At 68.5% G+C, this 10,771-nt stretch carries 11 protein-coding genes; 2 read left to right on the forward strand and 9 right to left on the reverse strand.

Features of this window, described 5'->3' with window-relative positions; translation table 11 throughout:
* Positions 1-17: 17 nt before the first annotated feature.
* The 8 genes from secF to pdxT form a co-directional block, all read right to left on the reverse strand.
* Entirely contained in the window at positions 18-1,013 is a 996-nt protein-coding gene (gene secF, locus AC5RUP_RS16370) for a protein translocase subunit SecF (RefSeq protein ID WP_494154815.1), read from the reverse strand.
* On the reverse strand, positions 1,014-2,741 hold the full coding sequence (gene secD, locus AC5RUP_RS16375; RefSeq protein ID WP_494069096.1) for a protein translocase subunit SecD: 1,728 nt from the start codon (positions 2,739-2,741) through the stop codon (positions 1,014-1,016).
* Positions 2,742-2,852: 111 nt separating this feature from the next.
* Entirely contained in the window at positions 2,853-3,296 is a 444-nt protein-coding gene (locus AC5RUP_RS16380; protein ID WP_494154742.1) for a preprotein translocase subunit YajC, read from the reverse strand.
* A 142-nt stretch (positions 3,297-3,438) separates the two neighbouring features.
* Positions 3,439-4,524 (reverse strand): Holliday junction branch migration DNA helicase RuvB, encoded by a 1,086-nt coding sequence (ruvB, locus tag AC5RUP_RS16385; RefSeq protein WP_494092530.1) that lies wholly within the window; start codon positions 4,522-4,524, stop codon positions 3,439-3,441.
* 1 nt (position 4,525) lies between these two features.
* Positions 4,526-5,161 carry a Holliday junction branch migration protein RuvA gene (ruvA, locus tag AC5RUP_RS16390; protein WP_493977507.1) on the reverse strand — a complete coding sequence of 212 codons (636 nt, stop codon included), beginning with the start codon at positions 5,159-5,161 and terminating at the stop codon, positions 4,526-4,528.
* 163 nt (positions 5,162-5,324) lie between these two features.
* Entirely contained in the window at positions 5,325-5,885 is a 561-nt protein-coding gene (gene ruvC / locus AC5RUP_RS16395) for a crossover junction endodeoxyribonuclease RuvC (protein WP_494069100.1), read from the reverse strand.
* Positions 5,886-5,911: 26 nt separating this feature from the next.
* Positions 5,912-6,667: a YebC/PmpR family DNA-binding transcriptional regulator gene (locus tag AC5RUP_RS16400; protein WP_494154745.1), complete on the reverse strand. Its 756-nt coding sequence runs from the start codon at positions 6,665-6,667 to the stop codon at positions 5,912-5,914.
* A 2-nt stretch (positions 6,668-6,669) separates the two neighbouring features.
* Positions 6,670-7,335: a pyridoxal 5'-phosphate synthase glutaminase subunit PdxT gene (pdxT, locus tag AC5RUP_RS16405; RefSeq protein WP_494131580.1), complete on the reverse strand. Its 666-nt coding sequence runs from the start codon at positions 7,333-7,335 to the stop codon at positions 6,670-6,672.
* A 174-nt stretch (positions 7,336-7,509) separates the two neighbouring features.
* On the opposite strand from pdxT, the gene AC5RUP_RS16410 reads away from it, so the two are divergent.
* Both AC5RUP_RS16410 and AC5RUP_RS16415 read left to right on the forward strand, forming a co-directional pair.
* Positions 7,510-8,805, forward strand: a complete 1,296-nt coding sequence (locus AC5RUP_RS16410; RefSeq protein ID WP_494154746.1) for a Mur ligase family protein — start codon at positions 7,510-7,512, stop codon at positions 8,803-8,805.
* Entirely contained in the window at positions 8,805-9,527 is a 723-nt protein-coding gene (locus AC5RUP_RS16415) for a type 1 glutamine amidotransferase (protein WP_494154747.1), read from the forward strand. The genes AC5RUP_RS16410 and AC5RUP_RS16415 overlap by 1 nt, the downstream gene beginning before the upstream one ends.
* An 88-nt stretch (positions 9,528-9,615) precedes the next feature.
* Here AC5RUP_RS16415 and AC5RUP_RS16420 read toward each other — a convergent pair.
* The coding region (locus AC5RUP_RS16420; RefSeq protein ID WP_494158767.1) for a CapA family protein at positions 9,616-10,771 on the reverse strand (1,156 nt) is incomplete at its 5' end.

Consider the following 10,771-nt stretch of genomic DNA (forward strand, 5'->3'; position numbering starts at 1 on the left):
GGCGTTCCGTTGCGGGGTCACCCGACGGGGGCGGCCTCGGTGCGGCGCCGTTCTTCCACCTTCTTTGCCTGCTTGAGCAGCGCCGGTTCCTTGGCCCGGAGCCGCGCATACATCGGCGCCGCAATGAAGATTGTGGTGGCGGTACCGATGATGATGCCGATGAACAGGGCCAGGGACACGTCCTTCAACGTGCCGGCCCCGAGCAGGAACGCGCCGATGAACAAGATGGCGGCGACCGGCAGGACGGCGACCACGGAGGTGTTGATGGACCGGACCAGGGTCTGGTTCACGGCGAGATTGACCTCTTCCGCGAAGGTCCTCCTGGTGGACTTGTCCAGGTCTTCCGTGTTCTCGCGGATCTTGTCGAAGACCACCACCGTGTCGTACAGCGAGTACCCCAAAATGGTCAGGAAGCCGATGATCGCCGAGGGCGTCACCTCGAAGTCGCTCAGCGAATAGATGCCGGCGGTCACAATGAGCACCACCACCAGGCCGCTGAGCGCGGCGACGGACATCTTCCAGGTCCGGAAGTACAACGCCATCATGATCGCCGCCAGCACAACGAACACCACCAGGCCCCAGATCGCCTGCCGGGTCACGTCGGCACCCCAGGTGGGACCGACGTACGAGGACGTCACTTCGTCCGACTCGACATCGTAGGCTTCGACGAGGGCGTCGCGCAGTTGCAGGGTCTGGTCGTCGTCCAGGCGCTCGGTCTGGATCCGCATCGTCCCCGGCGCGATGTTCGTCACGCGGGGATCGGCATCCGCCGCGACCCCGGCTACGGCAGCCTCGCCGGGACCGACGTCGGTGTTTTCCACGTTGGACACGGTGAACTCGGAGCCGCCGCGGAAGTCGATGCCCAGGTTGAACCCGCCCTTGACGAACGGCACCACGATGGACAGCAGGATCGCCGCGGCGGCAATGCCGAACCAGAGCCGGTACTTGGAGACAAAGTCGTAGGAGCGCTTGCCGGTGTAGAGATCGTTGCCCCACTTAGCAAAGTTGGCCATTTAGTTGCTCTCCTTGTCGGACCCGCGGCCCGCGCCGCTGGTGGCGCGCTGTTTCTCGGCCGCCCGGCGTTCGGCGATGGTCTGGCGGCGGTCGGCTTCGGCAGCCGCCGCGGCGTTCTTGGCCCGCACCGGCACCTTGCGTTCGCCGGGCTGGCGGATCCGGCCCGCCCCGCGGTAGAGCGGCACCGCGTCCAGCAGGCGCGGATCGAGGCCGGAGAAGCGGTGGCCCTCGCCGAAGAACTTGGTGCGTGCCAGCAGCTGCATGGCCGGGTGCGTGAACATGAAGACCACCAGGAGGTCCGCCACCGCGGTCAGGCCCAGCGTGAAGGCAAAGCCACGCACGTTGCCCACCGCCACGAAGTAGAGCACGACGGCGGCCAGCAGGTTGACCGCCTTGGAAGCCAGCACGGTTTGCCGTGCGCGCTTCCAGCCGTTGTCCACGGCCGAGACCAGGCCCCGGCCCTCGCGCAGTTCGTCGCGGATGCGTTCGAAGTAGACGATGAACGAGTCGGCGGTCTGGCCGATCGCCACGATCAGGCCGGCGACCCCGGCCAACGACAGCCGGTAGTTTTCGGTCCAGCCCAGGATCGCGATCGCCAGATAGGTCATGAGGCCGGCCACCACCAGTGACGCGATGGTCACCAGGCCGAGCATGCGGTACTGGAAGATCGAGTAGGCGGCGACCAGCACCAGGCCGATGAGCCCGGCGAACAGGCCCATCCGCAACTGGTCGGCGCCCAGGGTGGCGGAAATCTGCTGCTCGCTCTGGATCTCGAAGCTGATCGGCAGCGCGCCGTACTTCAGCTGCTCGGAGAGGACACGGGCAGATTCCTCCGTGAAGTTGCCGGTGATTTGCGGCTTGCCGTCCGGGATGACCGCGTTGGTCGTGGGAGCGGAAATCACCTCGCCGTCCAGCACGATGGCGAACTGGTTTTGGGCGCCGGAGAGCCCGAACAGCCGTTCGGTCACTTCCTTGAAGGTTGCGGTTCCCTCGCTGTTGAACTCGATGTTCACTGCCCACTGGTTCAGCGTCTGCCCCTGGGTGCCGCGCACCTGGCCAAAGCTGGAGTCGGCGATGTCGGTGCCGGGCACCTCCACCGGGCCCAGGATGTACTTCATGCCGGTATCCGGTTCGCAGGCGACCATCGGCTTGGCCGGGTCGGCAGGCTCGCTCTCCTCTTCGGCCGCGGCCGGGTCAAGGCACTCCAGCGCCTCGAACTCCTGATAGAGCTCCGGGGTGATCCAGTTCAAGTCGCTGGCGTTCTCCGGGTCGCCCGCCGGTTTTGGAAGGTCCGCTTCTGGCGTCCGCTCTTCTTCGGGAACGGCGGAACCCGGCGCAGCGGTGAGCACCGGGCGGAATTCCATGGCGGCCGATGCCTGGATCAGTTCGCGGGTCCGCTGGTCCGGAACACCGGGCAGGCTGACCACCACGTTGCGGCCGGACTGCGTGGTGATCTCAGCTTCAGCCACGCCGGAGCCGTCGACGCGCTGGCGGATGATCTCCACTGCCTGGTTGAGCTGCTCGGCGGTGATCTCGCCTCCGCCGCCTTGGACCTGCGGAGCCAGGATCATCTGGGTGCCGCCCTCAAGGTCGAGCGCCAGCTTGGGCGCCCAGCTCGCCTGGCCGGTGAATACACCGCTGCCTAGGATGACGGTGCCGGCGGCCAGGAGCACACCGAGCCAGATAAGTGTCCGCCGCGCAATGCTGGTGGAACCGGATCGTGCCATGGAAGATCTTTCTCTCATCGGCTCAGTCGGCCGGCGGAACCGGCCGGTACATGGCGAAGTGGCGGGGCATGCCCCGCCACTGCACGCCTATACGGCTAAGCCGTCGCTGGCCTACTTGGTGTCTTTGTTCTGCTCTTCGTTGAGCCGCTTCAGGGTGTCCTCGGCGGACTCCTCCGGGCGGGTAGCGCTTTCCGTGGTGAGGGACGAGGCGTCATCGGGAACCTCGGGGGCCTCCGGCGTCACGACTTCGTTCACCGCCTGGGTGTGCACGGTGGCGGTGTTGCCCGGCGACAGTTCAAGGACCACCTTGTTGTTGTCGGGGTCGAGGGAAACGACGGTGCCGAAGAGGCCGAACTGCGTCATCACCTCGGTGCCCGGCACCATCTGCTCCTTGATGCGCTCGGCCTTTTCGCGCATCTGCGCCTGGACCTTCTTCTGCTTGCGGAACATGAAGAAGATCAACAGCGCGAAAACGGCGAACAGGCCGATGGTCATCACGTCGATGCCGCCCGACGGCTGCTGGGGAGTGGTGCCGGTGAAGAGATTTACGAACACAGGAAAGTTCCGTCCTAGAAGTCTGGAGCGGACCGGTAGGAAAATCCGGACCGTGTACGCAGCCTGCCGCGTCCCGTGGGGGACGGCGCACTCCGCACGTTCCTACCATTCTACGCGGTGACCGCCCGCACACGGTCAAGCTTCAGTTTTCGGCGAAATCCGTGTCCGGCTCCAGCAGTTCCGAGAGCAGGTCTTCGGTCGGTCCCGCGGCCAGGTGATCGGGCACCGCCAGCCCCAGGTGTTGCCAGGCCGCGGCGGTGGCGATCCGTCCGCGCGGCGTCCGACCGAGCAGCCCTTCGCGGACCAAGTAGGGCTCGGCCACGGTCTCCACCGTCTCGGTTTCCTCGCCGACGGCTATGGCCAGGGTGGACAGGCCGACGGGTCCTCCGCCGAACTTGGTGATCAGGGCGGTCAGCACCGCCCGGTCCAGCCGGTCCAGTCCCCGTTCGTCGACTTCGTACATATCGAGTGCCGCCGCTGCCGCGCGCGCATCGATCTCCTCGATCTTGTGCACGAGGGCCCAGTCCCGAACCCGGCGCAGCAGACGGTTGGCGATGCGGGGCGTGCCGCGGGAGCGCCCGGCGATCTCGGCGAAACCGGCCGAACTCACCTTGAGGTCCAGCAGCATGGCCGAGCGGCGGAGCACGAGTTCAAGCTCCGCGACGGCGTAGAACTCCAAGTGCCCGGTGAAACCGAACCGGTCGCGCAGCGGGCCCGGCAGCAGTCCGGCCCGGGTCGTGGCCCCGACGAGGGTGAACGGCGGCAGGTCGAGCGGGATGGCGGTGGCGCCGGCGCCCTTCCCCACCACGATGTCCACCCGGAAGTCCTCCATCGCCATGTAGAGCATTTCCTCCGCCGGCCGCGACATCCGGTGGATCTCGTCCAGGAAGAAGATCTCCCCCTCGGTCAACGACGACAGGATCGCCGCCAGGTCGCCCGCGTGCTGGATCGCCGGCCCGGAGCTGATGCGCAGCGGCGCGTTCATTTCCGCGGCGATGATCATGGCCAGCGTGGTCTTGCCCAGACCGGGCGGCCCGGACAGCAGAACATGGTCGGCTGTCCGTTCGCGGATCCGGGATGCCTCCAGCACCAGCGACAGCTGCTGGCGGACCCGGGCCTGGCCCACGAAATCGTCCAGGTTCTTGGGCCGCAGCGCCGATTCGATCGCCCGTTCTTCGGTTTCCGACGTGTTGGCGACCAGCCGGTTGTTCTCGGATTCCTCCGCCACGCTAGTTCACTCCCGCGGTCCGCCGGGCCGCGCCGGTCCGGGCGCCGTCCTGGCCGAGCCGGCGCAGGGTCAGCCGGAGCAAGTCGCCCACGTTGCCTGCTGCTGCCGCCTCCGGATTTTCCTCGGCGGTGGTGTCCACCGCCGCGGCGGCGTCCTTCTCGGACCAGCCCAGGCCGGCCAGGGCCTCCTGCACCTGTCCCTTCCAGCCGCCCTTCTGCTGGGGGGCCTGCTCGCCGGTGGGGATCAGCTTCCCGGCCAGCTCGAGCACGATCCGGCCGGCGAGCTTCGGCCCGATGCCCGGAACCTTGGTGAACGCCTTGCTGTCCCCCTCCGCGGCGGCGACCCTCAGGGCCTCGGGCGAGTGCACCGACAGCGCCGCCAGGCCCAGCCTCGGACCGACCCCGCTGACCGAGATAAGGGTTTCAAAAACTTCCCGTTGCGCCGCGTCCTCGAAGCCGAACAGCGTCATGGAGTCTTCGCGCACAATCATGGTGGTGGCCAGTTCGGCCTCCCGCCCCACGAACAGCGTGCCCAGGGTCTGCGGCGTCGCCTGGACGAGCATGCCGAATCCGTTGACGTCGATCACGGCCGATTGCAATCCCACGTGGGCGACGACGCCGCGCAACGAGCTAATCATGAACTCAACTCCCAATTCCGGCACTGCGGCCCGGAGTCCGCCCCGCAGGCAGCACGGCGGCGGATTGTCCGAACATATCTACGAATAGCTTACGGGGCAGCACGGACATTGCCGGCCACCGCCACACCGTGGCCCCGCTGCCGCGGCCGCCGCCGGCCGCACGTCAGCGGCGGGTGCGCTTGGCCTTCGCTTCCGCTTCCGCCCAGAGCCGCTGCGCCGTCGTCATCCCGCCGCCGGCAGCCGGTTTCGCTGCTCCGCCGCGCCAGGCATGGGTGATCGCCAGCGCCAGGGCGTCCGCCGCATCGGCCGGGCGCGGCGGGGTGTCCAGCCGAAGGATCCGGGTTACCATCTTGGTCACGGCGGCTTTGTCCGCCTGCCCGTTGCCGGTGACCGCCGCTTTCACCTCGGTAGGCGTGTGCAGCGCGACGCCGATCCCGCGCCGTGCCGCGGCCGCGATGACCACGCCGGACGCCTGCGCGGTGCCCATCACCGTGCTGACATTGGTCTGGCTGAAAACGCGTTCGACGGCGAGCACGTCCGGGGCGTGCGCGTCGAGCCATTCGTCGATCGCGTCCGCAATCTTCAGCAGGCGCAGCTCCAGCGGCATGTCCGGGGTGGTCCCGACCACTCCGACGTCCACCAGGGAGGAGCGCCGGTTCGGTTCGACATCGACCACGCCCAGGCCGCAGCGGGTCAGGCCCGGGTCCACTCCCAGCACGCGCATGGCCGACGGCGACGGCCGGACCGGTGTCAGTCGTTCTCGATTTCGGCGAGGACGTCCGCGCTGATGTCGGCGTTGGAGTAGACGTTCTGGACGTCGTCCAAATCCTCGAGGGCATCCACCAGCTTCATGAACTTCCGGGCCGCGTCCGCGTCGAGATCCACGGCCATCGAGGACACGAACTCGATCTCGTCGGTTTCGTATTCGATGCCGGCCTCTTCCAGTGCGCCCACGACGGCGCGCAGGTCGGTGGGATCGGTGTGGACCTCGAAGTTGTCGCCCTGCTCCTTGACTTCCTCCGCGCCGGCGTCGAGCACCGCCATCAGGAGGTCGTCTTCCGTGAGCCCGTTCCTGGGCAGGGACACCACGCCCTTGCGGGAGAACATGTAGGACACCGACCCCGGGTCGGCAATGGTGCCGCCGTTGCGGGTGATGGCCAGGCGGACCTCGGAGGCGGCCCGGTTCTTGTTGTCGGTGAGGCACTCGATCAGCACAGCGGAGCCCTGCGGCCCGCGGGCCTCGTAGATGATTTCGCTGTAGTCCACCGTTTCGCCGGTCAGGCCGGCGCCGCGCTTGACCGCGCGGTCGATGTTGTCGTTGGGAACCGAGGTCTTCTTGGCCTTTTGGACGGCCAGTTCCAGCGCGGGGTTGCCGGACATGTCCGCTCCCCCGTTGCGCGCCGCCACCTCAATGTTCTTGATCAGCTTCGCGAACGACTTGGCACGCCTGGCGTCGATCACGGCCTTCTTGTGCTTGGTGGTTGCCCACTTCGAGTGTCCGGCCATGCTTACGCCTCTCCTCTGACGATGCGGATGAAAAGTTCGTGGATGCGGCGCTCCCCCGTAATCTCCGGGTGGAAGGATGTCGCCAGCAGATGCCGCGAACGCACTGCCACTATTCTAGCTGTCCCGTGCAAAGTGTCGGTGTGGGAGGCCTCCTCCGGCTCGACGGTGGCCAGGACCTCCACGCCCTCGCCCACGCGTTCCACCCAGGGCGCACGGATGAACACCGCGTGGACCGGCGCCGGGCCCTGGCCGGGAGACGCCGCGCTGAACTCCAGGCCCCGGAAGTCCAGGTCGGACTCGAACGACTCGCGCTGCCGGCCGAAGGCGTTCCGCCGCACCGTAATGTCCAGGCCGCCCAGCGTCTGCTGCGGTTCGCCCTTCAGGTCAGTGGCCGGATCTGCAATCTCCCGGGCCAGCATGATCATGCCCGCGCAGGAACCGTAGACCGGCATGCCCGCTTCGATCCGCCGCTTCAGCGGGTCGGCCAGCTCAAAAATGCGGGTGAGCTTGTCGATCGTCGTGGATTCACCGCCGGGGATGACCAGGCCGTCCACGGCCGCCAGTTCCGCCGGCCGGCGCACCGGCACCGCCGTGGCGCCGCTGTGCTGCAGGACGGATAGATGTTCGCGGACATCGCCCTGCAGGGCGAGCACACCAATCGTGACCACGGTGACGGTTCCTCGGAATTCGCATCGGGGCCGCCTCAGTGGCGGCCGTACGGAAAAACAGTAGTGCCAACCGGTCCGGCGATGTTAAACGGTGCCCCCGCCCGGTGTGGGGACCGACACTGTTCGGCCCGCGCCGGCGGTGCCCGGGCACGGCGGCTTGTATAGTCTCTACTCATGCGACACCTCCTTGCGACCGTTGCCGGAAAGGCCGTAAAGGCGGTAGCCAGGCTCCGCGGCGGCGGTTCCGCACTGCCCGGCCTGGTGGCCGAAAAAATCGATCCGCAGTTCCTGCCGCGCACGCTCGGCGAACTGCCGCGCGGCGTCATAGTGATCAGCGGGACGAACGGCAAAACCACTACCACCAAGATGGTGGTGGAGCTGTTGCAGGGGCAGGGCCTGAAGGTGTTCACGAACCGCACCGGCAGCAACTTCACCCGCGGCGTGGTCGCTGCCGTGCTGGGCGATTCCAACGCCCGGGGCCGGCTCGACGCGGACATCGCCGTCTTGGAACTGGACGAAGCCCACGCCGTTCACTTCGTCAAACTGGTGGCCCCGCGCTACAGCCTGCTGCTCAACGTCATGCGCGACCAACTGGACCGCTTCGGCGAAATCGAAACGACCGCGGGATTCCTCCGGCAGATCGCCGCCGCGACGACCGAGGCAGTGGTACTGAACCGGGAAGACCCGCGCATCGCGGCGCTGGCGGGCGCCGTGGCCGCGCCGCGGATTGAATACTTCGGGCTGGCACCGCAGCTGCGCCACATGTTCCCGCACGACGACGACATGCGGTCCGCCGCGACCGCCGGCCCCTCCGGTACCACCGCCGACGACGCCGGCCGGCCGAGCGCCGACGTCGTGCTCTCGGTCTGCGAAGGGGCCGCCGCGACCTTCCAACTGGACGGCCGCGAGATCGAGGTCGAGCTGAAGCTGACCGGCGTCTACAACGTGTTTAACGCCGCCGCGGCGATGGCGCTGGCGCGGACCGTGCTGGGCCCCGCGGTGGACGAACCGGCGCTGCTTGCCTCGCTGGAGAACGTGACGCCGGCCTTTGGCCGCGGCGAATCGCTGACCGTCAACGGCCAGCCGCTGGACCTGGTGCTGGTGAAGAACCCGGCCGGTTTCCGGCTGGCACTGAAGTCCTTCCCCGCCGCCGGCTACCGGACCATGATCGCCATCAACGACAACTACGCGGACGGGCGGGACATGTCCTGGCTCTGGGACGTCGACTTCGATTCGCTGCGGGACACCGGCGTGGCCGAGGTCTCCGGGGTCCGGGCGCGCGACATGGGGCTGCGCCTCTTCTACGAGGACGTTCCCGTGGACCGGGTGGACACGGACCTCAATGCCTCGCTGCAGCGGTTCATTGCGGGCGATCCGGAGACGCCGAAGCGCATCTACTGCACCTACACCGCCATGCTGGCGCTGCGCCGCGAGCTCGGCAAACTGACCGAAGTGGAAGTGGTCTCCTGATGGACGCTCCTGTAATCGACCTGCTCCAGCTCTACCCGCGGGACATGAACATCTACGGCGACTGGGGAAACGTCCTGGTGCTGCGCAAGCGCCTGGAGCTGCGCGGCTACGACGTCCGGCTGCATGAGTACAACCCCGGCGACGCGTTCCCTGAGCAGGTGGACCTGATCGTGGGCGGCGGCGGCCAGGACTCCGGCCAGAACAAGATCCAGGCCGACCTCCTGGCCCAGGGCGGCCGGCTGCGGGAGCTGGCCGAGGACGGCCTGCCGATGCTGGCGGTCTGCGGCCTCTACCAGCTGTTTGGCCACCGGTTCACCACCCACACCGGCAAGGTCATCACCGGCATCGGGCTGCTCGATGCCGAAACCGTGGGCGGGCCCACCCGGCTGATCGGCAACACTGTGCTGGAAAGCGGCGAGTTCGGCACGATTATCGGGTACGAGAACCACAGCGGCCTGACCACCCTCGGCGGCGATGTCCGGCCGTTGGGACGGGTGACCAAGGGCCAGGGCAACAACGGCACCGACGGCACCGAGGGAGCCCGCCACCGGAACGTGATTGCCACCTACCTGCATGGTTCGCTGCTGCCCAAGAACCCGGCCGTGGCCGACTACCTGATCCGCCACGCCGTCGAGCGGCGCTACGGCAGCTTCAACGATGTGGCGCTGGAGATTCCTCATGAGGCCGAAGCCCGCGCCGACGCGGCCGCCCGCCCGCGCTGACGCCGGCCGAGGCTGACACGCCGACGCTGATGCCGGCTGACGCTGACGCCGGCCGCGGCGAAGGCCGTCCGGGCGACGGCGAGCGGCGTCAATCGCCGCTGAGCAGCCACTCGCGGGCGACGTCCGTCGGGGCTCCCATGGACTCGACGGTCGCCTTGGTCCGTAGCCGGCTGGCCGCGTCCGCCTGTTCGGACACGCACCAGTCCCCGGACTTCGCGGCTGCCGCCAGCGCATCGGCTGCCACCGGGCACCAGCGGCGCCCGGGTCCGTCGAACGTGGCCGGCAGCCAGTCCAGCCGCGCCACCTCCCAGCCGCCGCCGTCGTCGGCCTGGCTGAACTGGGCCCTGACCATCAACCCCTCGGTGTTGAGGATGTTCGGCGTTGCGTGCGCGGCGAGGGTGTTGCCCAGCCCGTAGACGATCCAGGTGCCGTCGTGGCGCTCAATCGGCTGGACGGAGTGGCTGTGGTGCCCGTACACCAGGGAGAACTCGCCGCTGTCGGCCAGCGCGTGGGCGGCCTCCTGCTGTTGCGGGCTGGCGTAGTCGGTGTATTCGTCCCCGGCATGCAGCGCTCCCAGGACGATGTCCGCGCCCTGGGCCCGGGCCTGCCTGGCCTTGGCGATCATCGCCTGGGGATCCAGCACGTCCACCTGCCAGGGCCGGTCCGGCGCCAGCCCGTTCAGCGAGAACGTGCCGGTGATGACCGCGATCCGCGCGGCCGGGGTGTCCAGGACCAGCACCTCCCCGGCCTCGGCCGCGCTGCCGTAGGTGCCGGTGTGTTCCAGGCCGCGCGCGTCCAGCGCGGCCAGGGTCCGTTCCAGGCCGGCGGTGCCGTGGTCGAATGCGTGGTTGCTGGCGGTGGTGCAGGCGTCGTAGCCCACGGCGGCGGCGGCGTCGAGGATCTGCGGCGGCGCGTTGAACGCAGGGTAGCCGGAGTACGGTCCGTCGTCGCCGGCCAGCGGGGTTTCCAGCTGGCAGACGGCGAGATCGGCGGTGTCCAGGTATTGCTCTTGGGCCGACAGCATCGGCTCGAAGTCCAGGGCCCCCTTCCCGGTTCGCCGGGCGTCTGCGGCCGCCTGCTCCCAGAGCGGCTCGTGCAGCAGCAGGTCGCCGGTGAGGGCCACGGTGGCGCAGCGGATTCCCGGGCACGCCGGGCCCGCGCCGGCCGTCGCCGTCGGCCCCGGGGCGGGCCCCGGTGCGGAGGCCAACGGCGGTGCCTCCCCCGCGCCGCCGCTCCCCGGCGGG

It is taken from the genome of Arthrobacter sp. Y3223151, assembly GCF_059091125.1.

Excerpts from the sequence above, each read along its gene's own strand:
- secF (WP_494154815.1), bottom strand. The coding sequence starts at position 1,013 with ATGGCCAACTTTGCTAAGTGGGGCAACGATCTCTACACCGGCAAGCGC.
- secD (WP_494069096.1), bottom strand. The coding sequence starts at position 2,741 with ATGGCACGATCCGGTTCCACCAGCATTGCGCGGCGGACACTTATCTGG.
- ruvA (WP_493977507.1), bottom strand. The coding sequence starts at position 5,161 with ATGATTAGCTCGTTGCGCGGCGTCGTCGCCCACGTGGGATTGCAATCG.
- ruvC (WP_494069100.1), bottom strand. The coding sequence starts at position 5,885 with ATGCGCGTGCTGGGAGTGGACCCGGGCCTGACCCGCTGCGGCCTGGGC.
- AC5RUP_RS16400 (WP_494154745.1), bottom strand. The coding sequence starts at position 6,667 with ATGGCCGGACACTCGAAGTGGGCAACCACCAAGCACAAGAAGGCCGTG.
- AC5RUP_RS16410 (WP_494154746.1), top strand. The coding sequence starts at position 7,510 with ATGCGACACCTCCTTGCGACCGTTGCCGGAAAGGCCGTAAAGGCGGTA.
- AC5RUP_RS16415 (WP_494154747.1), top strand. The coding sequence starts at position 8,805 with ATGGACGCTCCTGTAATCGACCTGCTCCAGCTCTACCCGCGGGACATG.